An 18,600-nucleotide genomic window follows, 5' to 3' on the forward strand; every position below is an offset into this window, starting at 1 on the left:
GTCACCCCCTGCGCGCCAATGTCGCAGGCGGTCATGAGGGGGCGCGCCACCTCGCTCAAGGCGCGGCTCGGGATCGGGGCGGCGATCCTCGGGGGGCTGACGCTTCTGGCCGCCGCGATCTTCTATATCGGCCTCATGCGCGTGGCTGATCGGCTCGACGCGGCGCTCGGCACCGAGGCGCGGCTGGCGCGTTACTCGACCCTCTCGCGCGAGGTCTCGACCTTGCTCGTGATCGCGACCGAGACGGTGCAATCGGGGCAGCCGCCACCAGTGCGCGCCGAGCGGCTAGAGCCGGTGGCGGGCGCGCTCGCGCAGACCTTTACCCGCCTGCGCGGCGATCTGGAGCGGGGAGTGGCCGCCGCCGACGGGCTGGACGCGCAATCGCGACAGGCGACGCAATCGCTGGGCCTTGCGCGGATGGAGGCGCTTTTGCATAGCACGCTTGGCGCGCTGCGCTCGGACGAGGACGACCCTGCGGTCCTGCGCGCCCATCTCGACACTTTCGCGGGCCGCTTCGATCCGCTGCTCAATCAGGCGGTGCAGACCGAGGTGCTTTTCCGCAACGAGGCGCTGGCGGGCATCGACGCGCTTCGGCGCGGGCTGAGCCTGACGGCGGTGATCATCGGCGGGTTGAGCCTGCCGCTGGTCGCGGGCTTTTATCTCCTGGTCATCCACCCGCAATTCCGCCGCCTCGACCGTCTGCACGAGGCCGCGCGCGAGATCGGGCAGGAGAATTTCGCCGTGGTCCTGCCCGAAGGCGAGGATGACGAGATCGGGCGGCTCTATACCGAAACGGGCCGCATGGCGCGCGCGCTGGCCCAAAGGCGCGAGGAGGTGCGCGCCGAATGGGCGCGCCTCAACGAGACCATCGCCGCGCGCACCGAGGATCTGCGCGCCGCCAACACGCGGCTCGAAGAGGTGGACGACAACCGCCGTCGTTTCTTTGCCGATATCAGCCATGAATTGCGCACGCCGCTCACCGTGATCCTGACCGAGGCGCAGATCGGCCAGCAGGCAAGCACGGGGGACACGCGCACCGCCTTTGCCACCATCGAGGGGCGCGCGGCACGGCTCAACCGGCGGATCGACGATCTGCTGCGCGTTGCGCGCTCTGACAGCGGGCAGTTGGCGCTTGATCCGGTCAGGATGCCGCTTGCGCGGATCGCCAAGGAGGCGGTGGCCGAAATGCGCGCCGAAATCGACACGGCGGGGCTGGTGCTGGAGACAGGCGCGGTGCCCGAGGGCGCGGTGATCTGTGATCCGAACTGGGCGCGACAGGTGGTTGCGGGGCTGATGCGCAACGCCATTACCCATGCGCGCAGCGGCGGGCGTCTGGCGCTGCGCGCGGTCGTCTCGGAGGGCAGGGCGGGGCTGTCCGTGATCGACAATGGCCCCGGCATCGCGGCGCAGGATCAGGCGCGCGTTCTTGAGCGGTTCGCGCGGGGGGAACGTGGGCGCGCCGAGGGATTTGGCATCGGGCTGGCGCTGGCGCGTTGGGTGGTCGAGGCGGAGGGCGGCGAGATGCGGCTGACAAGCCCCGTGCCGAAGGATGACGCGCTCGGGGATGCGCCGGGGCTGTGCATTACGGTACTTTGGCCGGAGGGGTGACGCTACTCTACACCTTCGCGCTCGGGCATCCGGCGATAGACCAGAGGCGCCTCCACATCGGCGGCATAGTCCACCGCCTGCGCGCGGATGCGCGCATGATGGGGAGATTTGCCACAGACCGGATCGGTCGCCGCCGCATCGCCCACAAGCGCCATCGCCTGACAGCGGCAGCCGCCGAAATCCACCTCGCGGCGGTCGCAACTCTGGCACGGCTCCTGCATCCATTCCGTGCCGCGATAGGCGTTGAAGGCCGCGCCGTCATACCAGATCTCGCGCAGGGGCCGCTCGGTCACGCGGTCGAACGTGAGATGCGGGATGGTCTGCGCCGCGTGGCAGGGCAGCACCAAACCTTCGGGCGTGATGTTCAGCCCGGTCGTGCCCCATCCGCCCATGCAACGCTTGGGCAGGTCTTCGTGATAGTCCGCAGGCACATAGTCGATCACCAGCCGCCCCTTGAGGCGCGCGCGGGCCTCGGCGACGATCCGCGTCGCTTCGCGCGCCTGATCGAGCGTCGGCATGAGCGCGGCACGGTTCTCGATCGCCCAGCCGTGGAATTGCACCGTGGCCACCTCCATTCGCCGCGCGCCCATCTCCAGCGCCATGTCGATGGCACGGGGCAACTGGTGCAGGTTGCGCCGGTGCAGCACGGCGTTGAGCGTCAGCGGAAAGCCCACCTCGGCCACCCAGCCCGCCACCTGCATCTTGCGCGCAAAGCCGCCGCGATAGCCGCCGATTTCGTCGGCGGTGGCCGGATCGGTGCCCTGAAGCGACAGTTGCACATGATCGAGACCGGCCGCGTCCAACTCGCGCAGGCGCCGCTCGGTCAGGCCGATCCCGGAGGTGATCAGGTTGACATAAAGCCCCGCCTCCCGCGCCGCCGCCACCAGTTCGACCAGATCGCGGCGCGAGGCAGGCTCGCCCCCGGAAAGATGCAGTTGCAACACTCCCAGATCGGCGGCCTGCCGGAAGATGTCGGCCCAGGTGGCGGTGTCAAGCTCGCGCTCCTGACGGGTCAGTTCCAGCGGGTTCGAGCAATAGGGACAGGCCAGCGGGCAACGATGCGTGACCTCGGCGAGCATGGCGATGGGGGGGCGCACCGTGCTCATGGGCGCACGTCGAGAAAGCGGCGCGCGCGCAGCGCGTCAAGAAAGCCCGCGCTGTCGGTGGCGATCTGTTCGGGCGGCGTGTTGTAGCGTTCGGCCAGCGTTTGCGTGATCTCGCCGAAACTGCGCGCGCCGTCCACCTCGCTCAGGATCGCGTGGCCGGTGGCGTCAAGCGTGATCGCGCGTTCGGGCGCGAGCAGCACCCAGGCCTCGCGCACACGGTCGAAATGCAGCCGCACGCCGCGCGGCAGGGTGGGGATATCCTCGGGGGTCATCACGCGGCCCTCCCGGCCAATAGCCCCTCATCCGGCTGCCAGGCACCGGGCGGGATTTCGGCGGGGGTGACATAGGCGTGATGCAGCGCGTCAAGCTGCGCCCAGAGCACATCGGTCTTGAATTCAAGCGCGGCGGCGGCGGCGTCCTGTTTCTCGGCACTGTCGGCATGGTCGAGAACCCAGGCAAGGCCAAAGGCCACGTCCTTGGGGGCCTCGGTCAGCCGCTTGCGGAAATAGGACAGCGCCGCGTCATCGGCGAAGGCGTAATTGGCCAGCAGACCCTCGATCCGCTCGGCATGGATTTTCGGCGCGAAAAGCTCAGTGAGCGAGGCGGCGACGGCCTCGAGCAGGGGGCGCTCGCGCACGAAGCGCAGATAGGCGTCACAGGCAAAGCGCGTGGCGGGCAGCACGCCCCGGCGCGAGGCGACATAATCCGGGTCCAGCCCCACTGCCTCTGCCAGCCGCAGCCAGCGGCGGATGCCGCCCTCGTTCTCGGCGGTGCCGTCGTGATCCTCGATCCGCGAGCGCCAGATGCGGCGCAACTCTGGGTCTTCCACCCGGCTCATGAAGGCCGCGTCCTTCATGGGGATCGTGTGCTGATAGTAATAGCGGTTGATCACCCAGGCGCGTACCTGATCAGGGGTGCAGCCGCCACCGTGCAAAAGCTTGTGGAACGGGTGGCGATCGTGATAGCGATCCGCCCCGATCTGGCGCAGTCGTGCCTCGAAGGCCTCGCGTGATGCGGTCATGGTGTGATCTCCATTCCGTCCTGTCCGATGGTCCAGCCCGCGGCCTCTGCCAGGGCGCGCTCGGGCGCGTCGGGGCGGTGCACCGGGTTGGTATTGTTCATGTGCACGAAAACCTTTTGCGCGATGCCCAAACCCGCCATGGCGGCGATGGAGCCGTCGGGGCCGCTCATCGACATATGGCCCATGCGCGCGCCGGTCTTGTGTCCCAGGCCTTCGCGGATCATCTCGTCATCGCGCCAGAGCGTGCCGTCGAAAAACAGAAGGTTCGCGCCGCGGATACGCGCGGCCAGATCGTCGCTGAGGCGCGCGCAGCCGGGGATGTAATAGATGCGCTTGCCTGCGGCCTCGATCTCTACCCCCACGGTCTGTTCGCCCATGAGGTCCGTCACCACCTCGCCCGCCTCCATGTAGAGCGGCACCTTGCCCGGCACGGCAAAAAGCCTCGCCGCGATGCCGGGCACCAGATCGAACGCCTCTTCCAGCGCGATCGCGCGGCGTGGCACCAGATCGCGGTTGACCGCGTCAAAGATCGGGTTGGCATCGAGCACCGCGTGAATGCCGGGCGTGGCAAAAAGAGTGAAGGGCTGCGATTCCCGCAGCGTGAGCAACCCAGCCACATGGTCGATATCGCCATTGGTCACCACCACTGCCGACAAAGGCAACTCACGCAGCCCCGAAGGATGGAGAGACCGGGCCTGCGTGAGTTGCTCCCTTATGTCGGGAGAGGCATTGAGAATTGCCCATGACCCATCCGCGCCCGAAATGGCGAGCGACGACTGTGTCAATCTAGGAATAACACCGGAACGCGCGAGATTGCAATTGTTGCAACCGCAGTTCCATTGCGGCAAACCGCCCCCGGCGGCCGCCCCGAGTATGCGCGCGCGGACTGTCATTTGTCACCCCGCGCGCTCAAGGTCTCAGAACAGGACGCCGTCGTCTTCCGCGCCGGGCCCATACATGTTGATTTCCATGCCGCATTCCAGTTCGCGGATGGTCGGTTTGGTCCATGCCATGACAATATCCCTCCTCAAGATGTGCTTGTCGGACAAGTCAAAACTGCCACATCAAATTCGATTGGGCGACTCTTAATTTATAAGACGGACACAGACTTTGGTCGGGATCAGGATGCGGCGGGCTGTGGGGCCAACCCCTCGATGACAAAGCCCTGATTGCGGATGGTGCGTATTTCAAAGCCGAAATCACCCTCGGCCAGTTTCTTGCGTAGATAGCCGATATAGACATCGACGACGTTCTCGCTGGCCGAACCTTCTGTCGCCCAGAGCGCGTCAAAGATCGCATGGCGGGGCAGGGGGGCCTCACGGTGCGCCAGGAGCAGCCGCAAGAGCGCGTATTCGCGCTCGGTCAGCACCACCGCCGCGCCGCCGCGCATGAGCGTTCGGTGAGGCGAGAGATGCGCGGGGCGCTGCCGATCGGCGCGCTTCTCCTGCACACGAAGCCGCGCCACCAGTTCGTCAAGCGAGAAGGGCTTGACCACATAATCATCCGCCCCCGCCTCCAGCCCTGCCGCGCGATGCTCCACATCGGCAAGCGCCGAAAGCATGAGAATCGGCAGGGCGACGCCACGCGCACGCGCGGCGCGCACCAGATCAAGCCCGCTGTCGGCCCCCAGCATCACATCGACGATGGCGCAGGCGAACCTGCCCGAACAGAGCCGGTCGAGCGCGCGCGCCGCGCGGTTCTCGGCCTCGGCCTCATAACCGTGCAGCCGCAGCCCCCGCACGAGGGCAGAGGTGATCTCGGGGTCGTCCTCGACAATCAGAAGCGGCGTGGCCATGGCGCGACCCTAGCCGATTTTCGCGCCGCTTCCACCGCTTTCGCCATCCGGGCCGCCTTGCCCTCGGGCGGATCGCGCACTAGGACGGAGAGAACCAAGCAGGGGGCGCGTTCCATGGCCAACGATCTTTTCAACTCCTTCATGACCGGCCCCGACGAAAAGGGGCGTTTCGGTGATTTCGGCGGGCGCTTCGTATCGGAAACGCTGATGCCACTTATCCTTGAACTGGAAGAGCGATACGAGCACGCCAAGACCGATCCTGCGTTCTGGGCCGAGATGGATTATCTTTGGAAGCATTATGTGGGCCGTCCCTCGCCGCTCTATTTCGCCGAGCGGCTGACCGAGCGGCTGGGCGGTGCCAGGGTCTACATGAAGCGCGACGAACTGAATCATACCGGCGCGCACAAGATCAACAACGTGCTGGGTCAGATCATCCTGGCCCGCCGCATGGGCAAGAAGCGCATCATCGCCGAGACCGGCGCGGGCCAGCATGGCGTAGCCACGGCCACGGTCTGTGCCAAGTTCGGGCTGCAATGCGTGGTCTATATGGGCGCGCATGATGTCGAGCGGCAGGCGCCCAACGTGTTCCGGATGCGCCTTCTGGGGGCGGAGGTGGTGCCGGTCACATCGGGGCGGGGCACGCTCAAGGATGCGATGAACGACGCGCTGCGCGACTGGGTGACCAATGTGCGCGACACGTTCTATTGCATCGGCACGGTGGCGGGGCCGCACCCCTATCCGGCGATGGTGCGCGATTTTCAGTCGATCATCGGCCGCGAGACGCGCGAACAGATGATGGAGGCGGAGGGCCGCCTGCCAGATACGCTGGTGGCGGCCATCGGCGGCGGGTCGAATGCGATGGGTCTTTTCTATCCCTTCCTTGATGACAAGGAGGTGGGGATCATCGGCGTCGAGGCGGGCGGCCACGGAGTTGACGAGCGGATGGAGCATTGCGCCTCGCTGACCGGCGGGCGGCCTGGCGTGCTCCATGGCAATCGCACCTACCTGCTTCAGGACGATGACGGGCAGATCCTCGAAGGTCATTCGATTTCCGCCGGTCTCGACTATCCCGGCATTGGCCCCGAGCATAGCTGGCTGCACGAGACGGGCCGCGCGAAATATGTCTCGATCACCGACAAGGAGGCGCTGGCGGCGTTCCAGTTGTGCTGCGAGACGGAAGGCATCATTCCCGCGCTTGAGCCATCCCACGCGCTTGCCCATGTCGCCAAGATCGCGCCCGACCTGCCGCGCGATCACCTGCTTGTCATGAACATGTGCGGGCGCGGCGACAAGGACATCTTCACCGTCGCAAAACATCTTGGCGTCGAGATCAATACCGGAAGCTGAGCCGGGATCAGGCCGTGAACACCTCGTCCACCGGCACCTGAAGGGCGCTGGCAAGCGCGTTGGTCTGCGCGGCCATGCCGATCACGGCCAAAAGCTCGCCATGCTGAGCGGGAGTCATGCCCTTGGCGCGCGCCGCTGCCGTGTGGGAATGGACGCAGTATTCGCAGCCATTGGCCACAGAGACGGCGATATAAAGCATCTCCTTGGTCAGCGGGTCGAGCGTGCCGGGGGCCATCACGACCTTCAGCCGCTCCCATGTGGCGCGCAGAAGCGCCGGATCATGGGCCAGCGCACGCCAGAAATTGTTGATGAAATCCGAGCCGCGCGTGGCGCGGATATCGTCTAGCACGGCGCGCGCCTCAGGGTTCATTTCCTCGTCCGACAGAAGCGGCAGCGTGGCCATTTCTCAGCCCTCCGCCGCGTGCGCGCGCAAGACCGCCAGAGGCACGATGTCGAGAGCGCGCACATGGGTGGCCGCAAGATCGACGCGCGGCGCGCATCCCTCGTCATGCGCCTGAAGAAAGCGACCCGCACAGAGGCACCAGCGATCCCCCGGTTTCAGCCCGGGAAAGTGGAAGTCAGGGCGCGGCGTGCTCAGGTCATTGCCGACATATTTGGAATAGGCGAGGAATTCGGCGGTCATCACCGCGCAGATGGTGTGGCTTCCGTGATCTTCGGTGCAGGTGTTGCACTGCCCGTCGCGGAAGAACCCGGTGAGCGGGTCGGCTGAGCAGGCTGCAAGCGTGCCACCCAGCACGTTTTCCGATGGCTCCATCCTCACGCTCATGGCTCTGGCCTCCCTGATGTCCGAAAACACTATAAGGCGGCGCGTGGCCGGGGCAAGCGCGGTCCCGGGGCGCTGCAGCGATCCGGATTTCGCCATGGCGCGCGCCGCAAGCGCAGCCGATACTGCCCCGGAGATCAAGCCCGAGAGAGGGGCGCGGCTGGGTTCGGGCGGGCGTCGGGATGGGCCCAGCGATGCGCGCTCCGATGCGTCGATGGGCCAGCCAAACGCTTTCGGATCGCCAAGCCGCCTAGCGAAACCGGTCCACCAGTTTCTGCAGTGGGTTGCGGGTGTCCGGCGCGGCTGGATCTTCCGGCGGGGCCGCCGGTTTCGCAGCCGTCTTGTCGGGCGCGGGCCGTGCGGGGGCCATGCGCTGTGCCACGGCGGTCTGAAAACGGTCGGGCTTGCCCTCGGCCAGCCATGGCGCGCCGTCGGCGATGCCGCGCATCAGGTCGTCGAGCCAGTCCGTATCCGCCTTGGCGAAGTCCTGCAACACATAGCTCGCCACCCGGTCCTTGTGGCCCGGATGGCCGATGCCAAGGCGCACGCGCTGGAACTCGGCCCCGATATGGGCGGTGATCGAGCGCAGCCCGTTATGGCCCGCGTGCCCGCCGCCGCGCTTGACGCGCAGCTTGCCGGGGCCGAGGTCAATCTCGTCGTGAAAGACGGTCACCGCCTCGGGCGCGATCTTGTAAAAACGCACAGCCTCGCCCACCGATTGTCCGGAAAGGTTCATGAAGGTCTCGGGTTTGAGCAGGATCACCTTTTCCCCGCCCAATGTGCCCTCGCAAACACGCCCCTGAAACTTTGCCCGCCACGGGCCAAAGCCATGCGCCCCGGCGATCCGGTCCACCGCCATGAAGCCGATATTGTGGCGGTTGCCCGCATATTTCGCGCCCGGATTGCCAAGCCCGACAAAGAGTTGCATTGCCCGCGTCCCCGTTCTTTGATGTGGATGGTCTAGGGGTTTGGCCGCGCGGAATCAACGGCAAGGGGCAGGGCATGGCGGAATACCAGATCGACGGGCTGCGCCTTGAGGTGCCCGAGGCGCTGCTCAACGACCGCATCCGCGCCAAGCTTTGTTCGGGCGAATATGAGGCGCATGAGGCGCAGGCCGCCGCCATGCGGCTGAAGCCGGGCCACAGGGTGCTCGAACTGGGCGCGGGGATCGGCTATGTCGCCTCGGTCTGCGCGCGCATCGTGGGCCCCGAGAACGTCACCACGGTCGAGGCAAACCCCGCACTGCTGCCCGTCATTCGCGCCAATCTGGCGCACAACGGATTTGGCGCAGTGACGCTTGTGCATGGCGCGGTTGGCGGCATGGCGGGGGGTGACGCGCCGCTTGCCTTTGATGCCGCGCGAAGCTTCTGGGCCGCGCGCATCGTCGAGGAGGGGGCCAGCCCGGAGACGCTTGTCGAGGTGCCGCATCTGGGCCTTGGCGCTCTCATGGCACGCATGCGCCCGCATGTGGTGATCATGGATATCGAGGGCGCCGAGGCACATCTTTTCAACGCCCCATGGCCCGAACATGTGTTGCACGTCATGATGGAACTGCATCCGGGCCGCTATCCCGACGCGGTGATCAAGCGCATCGTCGATTGCATGTCCGACTCCGGCCTGACCTATGATCCGGGGCCGTCGCGCGGGCGCATCCTGTGCTTTCGCCGGGTCCGGGGCCGGTAACGCAGTGCATCAAGCCGCTTGTCCCGCGCGTATTCGCGCGCCACAAGGAGATATGGACGCGCCCGCCTTTTCCGATTTTTTCCGCAGCTTCGCGCGAATCGGCCTGCTGAGTTTTGGCGGGCCGGCGGCCCAGATATCGGTCATGCACGACGAGTTGGTGACGCGGCGCGGCTGGCTGAGCGAGCCGAAATTCCTGGGCGCGCTGTCGTTCTGCATGCTTCTGCCGGGGCCCGAGGCGATGCAGCTTGCCACCTATGCGGGCTGGAGGCTGCGGGGAGTCGCGGGGGGGATTGTGGCGGGGCTTCTCTTTGTGGTGCCGGGGGCCTCGGTGATTCTCGGACTGGGGCTTGGCTATGCTGTCTGGGGCGGGGTGCCGCTGGTGCAGGCGGTGTTTCTGGGCATCAAGGCCGCGGTGGTGGCCATCGTTATCCAGGCGCTCCTGAAGCTGGCGAAAAAGGCGCTGTCAAGTCCGGCACATTGGGTTCTGGCAGGTCTGGCTTTCGTGGCGATGTTCGTGTTTTCCGTGCCATTCCCGGCGATCATTGCCACCGCCGCGCTTTGGGGCTGGTGGCAAAGCCGGTGGGCAGAGGCAGGGCCGATGCCAGACGCGCTCACCGTGCGGCCTGCCGAGACGCTGCGCACCGCGCTGATCTGGGCCGCGCTCTGGGCCGCGCCCGTCGTCGTTGCCTGGGCCATGGGGGCCAGCTTCCTTATCGATCTGGCGCTCTTTTTCTCGAAGCTGGCGGTCGTGACCTTTGGCGGCGCCTATGCCGTGCTGGCCTACATGACCGACACGGTGGTGGGCACGAAGGGCTGGCTCACGACCGCGCAGATGATCGACGCGCTCGGGCTGGCCGAGACGACGCCGGGTCCGCTCATCCTTGTCACGCAGTTCGTGGGACTTCTGGCGGGCTATGTTCAGGGTGGTGTGGTGCTTGGTATCACGGCGGCGCTGCTGACGCTCTGGGTGACCTTCGTGCCCTGTTTCCTGTGGATCTTCACCGGTGCGCCCTATGTCGAGCACATTCTTGCGCGACCCCGCCTCAAGGGGGCGCTGGCGGGCGTGTCGGCGGCGGTGGTGGGGGTGATCCTCAACCTTTCGGTCTGGTTTGCGCTTCATGTGGTCTTCATCGAGATCCGTGACGACGCGCTCTTGCCGGTGCCTGTCTGGGCGTCGTTTTCATGGCCGGGTGCCGGCTTTACCGCGCTGGCGGTGGCGTTGCTGGTCGGGGCACGGCTGTCGATGGGGTGGGTTCTGACGGTCATGGCAGGGCTTGCGGGGGGGTGGCATCTTGTGCTGTGAGGGATGCGTGTTGGACTTTTGTTTTGATCCGAATCCCCTATGCTGATCCTGCAATTGCCTTGAGGTAAGGAATGACGCGCTCCATCGATTACGGAAACCTGATGCATCGCGCAATGCGCGGCCTCATTCAGGAGGTGCTGGCCGATGTGGCCGAGAACGGGCTTCCGGGGGCGCATCATTTCTTCATCACCTTCGAAACTACCCATCCTGGCGCGGAACTGGCGGGCTGGTTGCGCGACCGGTATCCTGCGGAGATGACGGTGGTCATGCAGCACTGGTATGAGGGGCTTGAGGTGGGAAGCGACGGTTTTGGTATCACGCTCAATTTCGGCGACGCGCCAGAGCGGCTCTATATCCCCTATGACGCGATCCGCACCTTTGTGGACCCCTCGGTGGAATTCGGTCTGCGCTTCGAGACGCAGGAAAGCGACGACGAGGACGGTGACGGGGACGAAGACGAAGACGGCGACCTGCCCGATCCCGACCCGCATGACGGCGGCGAGGTGGTGAGCCTCGACAAGTTCCGCAAATAGGGTTTGGTATGCCATCGTATACAGCATTGATCTTTTCCGCGGCTGCGGTATGAACGGGCAAACCGTCAAGGAGATCCCGCAATGACCGCCACCCGCACCGAAACCGACAGTTTTGGCCCCCTTGAGGTGCCCAGCCATAAATATTGGGGGGCGCAGACGCAACGCTCGATCCTGAATTTCCCCATCGGCTGGGAGAAACAGCCCGTGGCCATCGTGCGCGCGCTTGGTGTGATCAAGCAGGCCTGCGCGCAGGCCAACAAGGCCAGTGGCGCGCTCGATGCGCGCCGCGCGGATGCGATCATCCAGGCGGCCGGTGAGGTGATCGCGGGCAAGTTCGATGACAATTTCCCGCTCGTGGTCTGGCAGACCGGATCGGGCACGCAATCCAACATGAACGCCAATGAGGTCATCGCCAATCGGGCGATTGAAATTCTGGGTGGCGTGATCGGGTCCAAGGATCCGGTGCATCCCAATGACCATGTGAACATGGGGCAATCCTCGAACGACACCTTCCCCACGGCCATGCATATCGCCGCGGCCATGACAGCGCGCGACGTGCTCTTGCCGGGGCTGCACAAGCTCTTGGCGGGGCTCGAGGCCAAGGCGGACGCGTTCAAGGACATCATCAAGATCGGCCGCACCCATACGCAGGACGCAACACCGCTCACGTTGGGACAGGAGTTTTCCGGCTATGCCCATCAGATCCGGCAGGGCATTGCGCGGGTAAATCTCTGCCTGCCCGGCATTTACGAGCTGGCGCAGGGCGGCACCGCCGTGGGCACCGGCCTCAACACCGCCAAGGGCTGGGATACGACCGTGGCGGCGCATATGGCGGCGATCACCGGCCTGCCCTTTGTCACCGCGCCGAACAAGTTCGAGGCGCTGGCGGCGCATGATGCGATGGTGTTCATGTCGGGCGCGCTCGCGACCGTGGCGGGCTCTTGCTACAAGATTGCCAATGACATCCGTTTCCTCGGCTCCGGCCCGCGCTCTGGCCTTGGCGAGTTGATCCTGCCCGAGAACGAGCCGGGATCGTCGATCATGCCCGGCAAGGTCAACCCGACCCAGGCCGAGGCGCTGACGCAGGTCGCGGCGCATGTGATGGGTAATGATGCGGCCATCAAATTCGCAGGCTCTCAAGGGCATTTCGAATTGAATGTTTACAACCCGATGATGGCCTATAACCTCTTGCAATCCGTGCAGCTTTTGGGAGACGCCGCCGACAGCTTCACCGAGCGGATGCTGTTGGGCATCGAGGCCAACGGCCCGCGCATCGACAAGCTGATGAAGGAAAGCCTGATGCTGGTGACGGCGCTTGCGCCCACCATCGGTTATGACAATGCCACCAAGGTCGCCAAGACCGCGCACAAGAACGGCACCACCCTGCGGGAAGAGGCGATCGCGCTTGGCCTTGTCGATGGCGAGACCTTTGACCGCGTCGTGCGCCCCGAAGACATGATCGGCCCGAAATGAACGATGTCCCGGTCAACCTGAACCGGGTGCGCAAGCAAAAGGCGCGGGATGCCAGGAAATCCCGCGCCGATGAGAACGCGGCGCGGTTCGGGCGCACGAAGGCGCAGAAGGTCGAAGAGGAGGCCGCCCGCGCCCGCGCTCGCGCCTATCTGGACGCACATCGCCGCGAGGAAGAGTGATGCGGGCTTCTTCTGGCTTCAAATATCCCGGGGGAATCGCCGCTTGCGGCGATGGGGGCAGCGCCCCCCTGAACGGCCAGCCATGAGCGCACGGCCCGTCAAACGCTCGCTGACGCTGCAAGGGCACCGCACCAGCGTGTCGCTTGAGGACGCGTTCTGGCTGGCGTTCCGCGAGATCGCCCGCGAAGAGGGACGTGCGCTCAACGCGCTCGCTGCCGAGATCGACGCCGCGCGCGATCCCGAAACCGGGCTTGCCTCCGCCATCCGGCTCCATGTGCTTGCATATTACCGCGCGCGGGCAGGCGCGAACGATTCGACCTGATCGCGCCCATGTCGCCTTTCGCCATGCCGGGGCCTGGCGTTCGCGGCGATCACGCTCATCGTCTGCCGCCGCATCGCCAAGGGCTGATGTCGGAAAAGTGGGCCTGCGTCCGGTCGGAGTCTTGACCTGGTCCTCCGGTGCTTGCGCGCCGGGGGGCTTTGGTGTCTTTTGACGAAAAACAAAGGGGGAATGGGGATGGGGCTTGATCTGGACTTCGTGCGTGCGCAGTTTCCGGCTTTCGCCGAGCCGTCGCTGGCGGGACAGGCGTTCTTCGAGAATGCCGGGGGGTCGTATACCTGTGCGCCGGTGATCACGCGGCTGGAGCGCTATTACCGGCAACGCAAGGTGCAGCCCTACGGGCCTTACGAGGCAAGCCGCCTTGCGGGCGAGGAGATGGACGAGGCGCGCGCGCGTCTGGCCGCGCTGATGGGCGTGGCTGCCGATGAGCTGAGTTTCGGTCCCTCGACGACGCAGAACACCTATGTTCTGGCACAGGCCTTCCGGCGGTGGATGGACCCGGGCGATGCCATCGTCGTCACCAATCAGGATCACGAGGCCAATTCCGGGCCATGGCGGCGGCTGGCCGACGAAGGCTTTGATGTGCGCGAGTGGAAGATAAACCCCGAGAGCGGCTTGCTCGATCCGGCGGATCTGGAAAACCTTCTGGACGAGCGGGTGCGGCTGGTGTGTTTCCCGCATTGCTCGAACGTGGTGGGCGCGATCAACCCGGTGGTCGAGATTACGGCGCTGGCCCATGCCGCCGGGGCCTTTGTCTGTGTCGATGGGGTCAGCTATGCGCCCCATGGCCTGCCCGATGTGGGCGGGATGGGGCCGGATATCTACCTTTTCTCGGCCTACAAGACCTATGGCCCGCATCAGGGCATCATGGTGATCCGGCGCGAACTGGGCCATCTCCTGCCCAATCAGGCGCATTATTTCAACGCCGATACGCTCTATAAACGCTTTACCCCTGCGGGCCCGGATCATGCGCAGGTGGCGGCCTGCGCGGGCATGGCGGATTATATCGACGCGCTGGCCGCGCATCACGGCATCAAGGGTGATGCCGCCACGCGAAATGCGGGTGTGCATGACCTGAAGCGCGCGCACGAAACCGCGCTTTTGCAACCGCTGCTGGATTACCTGAAGGCTCGCAATTCCGTGCGCCTGATCGGGCCGGCCGAGGCCGCACAGAAGGCGCCAACGGTCGCCGTGGCGCTGAGCCGACCGGGGGCCGAGGCGGCGGCGGCGCTGGCGGCGCATGGCATCATGGCGGGGGGTGGCGATTTCTACGCGGTGCGCCCGCTTGAGGCGATGGGGGTGGACCCGGGCCGCGGCGTGCTGCGCCTGAGTTTCGTGCATTACACCAGCCCCGCCGAAATCGAGCAACTGATGGCTGCGCTTGACGACATTCTTTGATCCGTCCCGGCGCGCCTTGCGTAACAAAAGGTAGATAAGGGGCGGGCATGGCACAGGGCAAACCGGCGATACTTTGGTTGCGGCGCGATCTGCGGCTGAGCGATCACCCGGCGCTGCTGGCGGCCTGTGCGGGCGGCGGCCCGCTGATCCCGGTGTTTATCCATGATGAAAGCGTCAGCGCGCTTGGCGCGGCGGCGAAATGGCGGCTCGGCCTCTCGCTGGCATCACTTGCGCGCGATCTTGAGGCTCGGGGCAGCCGTCTGATCCTGCGGCGCGGCGCGGCGCGCGAGGTAATTCCGGCGCTGGCCGGGGAGGTGGGCGCGGGGGCGGTGCATTGGTCGCGGCTCTATGACCCGGAATCCATTGCGCGCGATACCGAGGTCAAGGCGGCGCTGAAGGCGCACGCCATCGGGGCCGAAAGCCACAATTCGCATCTGCTGTTCGAGCCATGGACGGTCAAGACCGGCACGGGCGGGTTCTACCGCGTCTACAGCCCGATGTGGCGCGCGGTGAAGGACCGCGACGTGCCCGCGCCGATGGCCGCGCCCTCGCGCATCCCCGCGCCGGAGGTCTGGCCCGAGAGCGCGCGTCTGGATGACTGGCAGATGGGGGCTGCAATGCGGCGGGGTGCTGCGGTCTGTCTGGTGCATCAATGCGTGGGCGAGGCGGCGGCGCAGGACCGGCTTGACGAATTCGTCGGCGGAGCCATCGGCCCCTACAAGGACGCGCGCAACAATCCCGGCATCAACGGCACCTCGGGCCTGTCGGAAAATCTGACCTATGGCGAGATTTCGCCGCGCCAGTGCTGGCACGCGGGCCGCCGCGCGCTGCACGAGGGGGCGCAAGGGGCCGAGCATTGGTTGAAAGAGCTGGTCTGGCGCGAGTTCGCCTATCACCTGATGTATCACACACCCGAGATCCTGACGCGGAACTGGCGGCGGGAGTGGGACGCGTTTGCATGGACGCAGGGGCACGAGGCGGAGGTTTTGCGCTGGAAGCAGGGGCGCACGGGGATTGTGTTTGTCGATGCGGCCATGCGCGAGATGTATGTGACGGGAAAGATGCACAACCGGGCGCGGATGAACGTGGCGTCTTATCTGACCAAGCACATGATGGTGCATTGGAAGGTGGGGCTTGACTGGTTTGCCGACTGCCTGACCGACTGGGATCCGGCGTCGAACGCGATGGGCTGGCAATGGGCCGCCGGATCGGGCCCGGATGCTGCGCCCTATTTCCGCATCTTCAACCCCGAGACGCAGCTTGCGAAATTCGACCCCGAAGGGGCCTATGCGCGGGCGTGGATCGCAGAGGGGCAGGCGTGGCCATCCAAAACGGCACTGAGCTATTTTGACGCCATTCCAGAGAGTTGGGGGCTACGCCCCGAAGATCCATACCCTGCGCCGCTGATCGGGCTGACCGAAGGGCGCAAGCGGGCCCTTGCGGCCTATGAACAAAGGGAGGTCCGGGCATGAAAGACACGGCAGTGGATATGGCCGCCAGAGGTGCGGTGCTGACGTCAACGCAGGGCGCGCCACGTCTGCCGCGTTATTTTGCACGCTGCTTTGCGGTGGCGGGGGAAATGCGGGCGGGGCGGCTTGATATCCGGCTGCCCGATGGCCGGGTGTTCCGCGCCGAAGGGCGCGAGGCGGGCATCGAGGCCGAATTGCATATCCATGACACGGAGGTCTTCGCGCGGCTGGTGCGCGAGGGCTACCTGGGATTCTGCGAGGCCTATCTTGACGGCGGGTGGTCCACGCCGGACCTGCAAGCCTTTCTCGATCTGCTGAGCGACGACAATGACGCCATCTATTGCGGTTATCCGGGGCAGAAGATCGCGCAGCTCTATGAGCGGCTGCGCTTCTGGTTCAAGCGCAATTCCAAAGAGCAGGCGCGGCGCAACATCGAACACCATTACGACCTTGGTAACGAGTTCTACGCGCTCTGGCTCGATGACACGATGACCTATTCGAGCGCGATCTTCGAGACCGGAACCGAACGCTTCGAGGACGCGCAGCGCGAGAAATACCGCCGCATGGTCGATGCGATGGGCGTGCGCCCCGGCGATCATGTGCTTGAGATCGGCTGTGGCTGGGGGGGCTTTGCCGAATATGCCGCCAGGGAGCGGGGGCTGCGTGTCACGGGTCTGACGATCAGCCCGTCGCAGTTGGAGTATGCTCAAAAACGCATGTCGGTTGCGGGCCTGACGGATCAAGTCACCCTGAAGTTGCAGGATTACCGTGACGAGACCGGCCAATACGACGGCGTGGCCAGTATCGAGATGTTCGAGGCGGTGGGCGAGCAATATTGGCCGGTGTTTTTTGACACCTTGCGCGCGCGGCTCAAACCGGGGGCGCGCGCCACGCTACAGATCATCACGGTCGAGGACCGCCGCTTCAAGAGCTATCGCAAGGATATTGACTTCATTCAGAAATACATATTTCCGGGCGGGATGCTGCCGGGGCCTTCGGTGCTGCGGCAACAGGTGGCGCGGGCGGGTTTGCAGGAGGTTGGTTCGGTCGAGTTCGGCCAGAGCTATTCGGAAACGCTCCGCCGCTGGCACGCCACGTTCAACGAGACATGGCCCGAAATCGCGGCCATGGGCTTTGACGCGCGGTTCCGGCGGATGTGGAATTTCTACCTCACCTCTTGCGCGGCGGCGTTCAAAGGGGGTAGTTGCGATGTGACGCAGATCACCATCGCAAGGCCCGGATAGATGCCACTTACCGATGAGATGCCAACCGCCGGCAAGATTGCCGCGGCAATCGGTCTCGGGATCGTGGGCTGGATCGGATCGGAACTGTTTCGCCCGCTCATGCCCCCTGACACGAATTTCGGCTGGTTCAATTATGTGAATCTCGGTCTCGGGGCCCTCTGTGGCTGGCGGGTGACCGGGCGGCGGCTGGGCCATGGTTATGCGACGGGGATCAGCGCGGGACTGACGGGGGTGGCGGCGCTGGTGTTCTGGGCGCTGTTCTTTCAGAGCCTGAACGAGATGCTGCGCCTTGCGCTTGACCGGCGGATCACAGGGCTTATGACCGGCCTGACCAAGATGTTCGAACTGGGTGCCGATTATGTAGTGACCATGCTCGACGGCACGCTGATTGGCGTGCTTCTCGCCGGTGGCTTTCTGGTGGGTGTGATCAGCGAATGGGTGGCGCGGCGGTGGTCCTGAACGCGGGCGAGGCGGCCTATCTCGAGGCGGTTCTGGGTGAGGGGGTGAGCGAGGCGCTGCGCGACGAGGCCTTGGCAGAAGTGCTGCGCGGATATGAACAGGGTGTGAACGTCGCAGAGATGGCCGCTCGGCGGCAGATGATCCTGTCGCGCGCCGCGTCAAGGCTGGCTGCGCGGGCGCATCCCGTGCCGGCGAAAATGCGCAGCAGCGCCCCGCGTGAATCGGTGACGGAAGCCGCCGTCGAAATCACCCATGACGGGTTTTTTCTCACCCGTCGGTATCACCTGCGCGCGCCTCTTTTCGATGGCGGGCGCAGTGAGGTGCTGGCGCGCGAGGTCTTCGTGGCCACTGATGCCGCGCTGGTTTTGCCTTACGATCCGGTGCGCGACCGCCTGCTGCTGGTGGAACAGTTTCGCATGGGCCCCTATGGGCGCGGCGATCCGCGCCCCTTCATGCTCGAGCCGGTGGCAGGGCGCGTCGATGGTGACGAGACGCCGGAGGAGACCGCGCGGCGCGAATGCCGCGAAGAGGCGGGGCTTGACTTGCGCTGGCTGGAGAAGATTTCCAGCCATTATTGCACGCCCGGTTATTCGACGGAGTTTTTTCATCTTTTCGTGGGAATTTGCGATCTGCCCGAGATGACGCAGGGGCGCGGCGGGCTGAAAACCGAGCACGAGGACATCCGCACCCATGTAGTCGGTTTCGCGCGCGCCATGGAGCTTTTGCGCTCGGGCGAGGCCAATAACGGGCCGCTGGTCCTCAGCCTTCTGTGGCTTGAGCGCGAGCGCGCGCGGCTCCGGGCGGCGGGTTGAGTTCCGCGCGCGCAAGCCATAAACCTGAGACCCGAGACAGGACAGG

Annotated in this window: 22 protein-coding genes; 13 read left to right on the forward strand and 9 right to left on the reverse strand. The window is 65.5% G+C overall.

Annotation, left to right across the window (positions count from 1 at the left end; genetic code table 11):
• Positions 1-33: 33 nt before the first annotated feature.
• Entirely contained in the window at positions 34-1,608 is a 1,575-nt protein-coding gene (locus KAK09_RS00375; protein WP_247650985.1) for a sensor histidine kinase, read from the forward strand.
• A gap of 2 nt (positions 1,609-1,610) precedes the next feature.
• On the opposite strand, the gene pqqE is transcribed toward KAK09_RS00375, so the two are convergent.
• From pqqE to KAK09_RS00405, 6 genes are all read right to left on the reverse strand, one after another.
• Positions 1,611-2,714: a pyrroloquinoline quinone biosynthesis protein PqqE gene (gene pqqE, locus KAK09_RS00380; protein ID WP_210876853.1), complete on the reverse strand. Its 1,104-nt coding sequence runs from the start codon at positions 2,712-2,714 to the stop codon at positions 1,611-1,613.
• Positions 2,711-2,986: a pyrroloquinoline quinone biosynthesis peptide chaperone PqqD gene (gene pqqD, locus KAK09_RS00385; protein ID WP_210877341.1), complete on the reverse strand. Its 276-nt coding sequence runs from the start codon at positions 2,984-2,986 to the stop codon at positions 2,711-2,713. The genes pqqE and pqqD overlap by 4 nt, the downstream gene beginning before the upstream one ends.
• The gene (pqqC, locus tag KAK09_RS00390; RefSeq protein WP_210876854.1) at positions 2,986-3,735 is read right to left on the reverse strand and encodes a pyrroloquinoline-quinone synthase PqqC; all 750 of its coding nucleotides are present in this window, start codon (positions 3,733-3,735) and stop codon (positions 2,986-2,988) included. Before pqqC ends, pqqD begins: the two co-directional genes overlap by 1 nt.
• Positions 3,732-4,628 carry a pyrroloquinoline quinone biosynthesis protein PqqB gene (gene pqqB / locus KAK09_RS00395; protein ID WP_210876855.1) on the reverse strand — a complete coding sequence of 299 codons (897 nt, stop codon included), beginning with the start codon at positions 4,626-4,628 and terminating at the stop codon, positions 3,732-3,734. Before pqqB ends, pqqC begins: the two co-directional genes overlap by 4 nt.
• 24 nt (positions 4,629-4,652) lie before the next feature.
• Positions 4,653-4,748 (reverse strand): pyrroloquinoline quinone precursor peptide PqqA, encoded by a 96-nt coding sequence (gene pqqA / locus KAK09_RS00400; RefSeq protein WP_210876856.1) that lies wholly within the window; start codon positions 4,746-4,748, stop codon positions 4,653-4,655.
• Between the two features lie 107 nt (positions 4,749-4,855).
• On the reverse strand, positions 4,856-5,530 hold the full coding sequence (locus tag KAK09_RS00405; protein ID WP_210876857.1) for a response regulator transcription factor: 675 nt from the start codon (positions 5,528-5,530) through the stop codon (positions 4,856-4,858).
• A gap of 114 nt (positions 5,531-5,644) precedes the next feature.
• Here KAK09_RS00405 and trpB point away from each other — a divergent pair, with 114 nt between their 5' ends.
• A complete protein-coding gene (trpB, locus tag KAK09_RS00410) occupies positions 5,645-6,877 on the forward strand; it encodes a tryptophan synthase subunit beta (RefSeq protein ID WP_210876858.1) in 1,233 nt (410 codons plus the stop codon).
• Positions 6,878-6,884: 7 nt separating this feature from the next.
• On the opposite strand, the gene KAK09_RS00415 is transcribed toward trpB, so the two are convergent.
• The 3 genes from KAK09_RS00415 to pth all read right to left on the reverse strand — a co-directional run bounded on the left by KAK09_RS00415 (position 6,885) and on the right by pth (position 8,589).
• Positions 6,885-7,280, reverse strand: a complete 396-nt coding sequence (locus tag KAK09_RS00415) for a carboxymuconolactone decarboxylase family protein (protein WP_210876859.1) — start codon at positions 7,278-7,280, stop codon at positions 6,885-6,887.
• A gap of 3 nt (positions 7,281-7,283) precedes the next feature.
• Entirely contained in the window at positions 7,284-7,664 is a 381-nt protein-coding gene (locus KAK09_RS00420; protein ID WP_210876860.1) for a DUF2237 family protein, read from the reverse strand.
• 247 nt (positions 7,665-7,911) lie between these two features.
• Entirely contained in the window at positions 7,912-8,589 is a 678-nt protein-coding gene (pth, locus tag KAK09_RS00425; RefSeq protein WP_210876861.1) for an aminoacyl-tRNA hydrolase, read from the reverse strand.
• Positions 8,590-8,663: 74 nt separating this feature from the next.
• Here pth and KAK09_RS00430 point away from each other — a divergent pair, with 74 nt between their 5' ends.
• From KAK09_RS00430 to KAK09_RS00480, 11 genes are all read left to right on the forward strand, one after another.
• Entirely contained in the window at positions 8,664-9,344 is a 681-nt protein-coding gene (locus KAK09_RS00430; RefSeq protein ID WP_210876862.1) for an FkbM family methyltransferase, read from the forward strand.
• 52 nt (positions 9,345-9,396) lie between these two features.
• Positions 9,397-10,647, forward strand: coding sequence for a chromate efflux transporter (gene chrA, locus KAK09_RS00435; RefSeq protein WP_210876863.1), 1,251 nt, complete (start codon positions 9,397-9,399; stop codon positions 10,645-10,647).
• A 71-nt stretch (positions 10,648-10,718) separates the two neighbouring features.
• Entirely contained in the window at positions 10,719-11,180 is a 462-nt protein-coding gene (locus KAK09_RS00440; protein WP_210876864.1) for an SspB family protein, read from the forward strand.
• Between the two features lie 81 nt (positions 11,181-11,261).
• Complete coding sequence (gene fumC, locus KAK09_RS00445) at positions 11,262-12,653, forward strand: class II fumarate hydratase (RefSeq protein ID WP_210876865.1); 1,392 nt, start codon at positions 11,262-11,264, stop codon at positions 12,651-12,653.
• The gene (locus tag KAK09_RS00450; protein ID WP_210876866.1) at positions 12,650-12,832 is read left to right on the forward strand and encodes a DUF4169 family protein; all 183 of its coding nucleotides are present in this window, start codon (positions 12,650-12,652) and stop codon (positions 12,830-12,832) included. The genes fumC and KAK09_RS00450 overlap by 4 nt, the downstream gene beginning before the upstream one ends.
• An 82-nt stretch (positions 12,833-12,914) precedes the next feature.
• Positions 12,915-13,154 (forward strand): ribbon-helix-helix domain-containing protein, encoded by a 240-nt coding sequence (locus KAK09_RS00455; RefSeq protein ID WP_210876867.1) that lies wholly within the window; start codon positions 12,915-12,917, stop codon positions 13,152-13,154.
• 195 nt (positions 13,155-13,349) lie between these two features.
• Positions 13,350-14,570, forward strand: coding sequence for an aminotransferase class V-fold PLP-dependent enzyme (locus KAK09_RS00460; RefSeq protein ID WP_210876868.1), 1,221 nt, complete (start codon positions 13,350-13,352; stop codon positions 14,568-14,570).
• Between the two features lie 47 nt (positions 14,571-14,617).
• Complete coding sequence (locus KAK09_RS00465) at positions 14,618-16,042, forward strand: cryptochrome/photolyase family protein (protein WP_210876869.1); 1,425 nt, start codon at positions 14,618-14,620, stop codon at positions 16,040-16,042.
• Complete coding sequence (locus KAK09_RS00470; protein WP_247650986.1) at positions 16,039-17,283, forward strand: SAM-dependent methyltransferase; 1,245 nt, start codon at positions 16,039-16,041, stop codon at positions 17,281-17,283. The genes KAK09_RS00465 and KAK09_RS00470 overlap by 4 nt, the downstream gene beginning before the upstream one ends.
• Positions 17,284-17,742, forward strand: a complete 459-nt coding sequence (locus KAK09_RS00475) for a TrgA family protein (RefSeq protein WP_210876870.1) — start codon at positions 17,284-17,286, stop codon at positions 17,740-17,742.
• Positions 17,718-18,554 carry an NUDIX domain-containing protein gene (locus KAK09_RS00480; protein ID WP_210876871.1) on the forward strand — a complete coding sequence of 279 codons (837 nt, stop codon included), beginning with the start codon at positions 17,718-17,720 and terminating at the stop codon, positions 18,552-18,554. The genes KAK09_RS00475 and KAK09_RS00480 overlap by 25 nt, the downstream gene beginning before the upstream one ends.
• Positions 18,555-18,600 lie beyond the last annotated feature (46 nt).

It is taken from the genome of Roseovarius autotrophicus (assembly GCF_018069895.1).
GTDB classification, from domain to species: Bacteria; Pseudomonadota; Alphaproteobacteria; order Rhodobacterales; family Rhodobacteraceae; genus Roseovarius; species Roseovarius autotrophicus.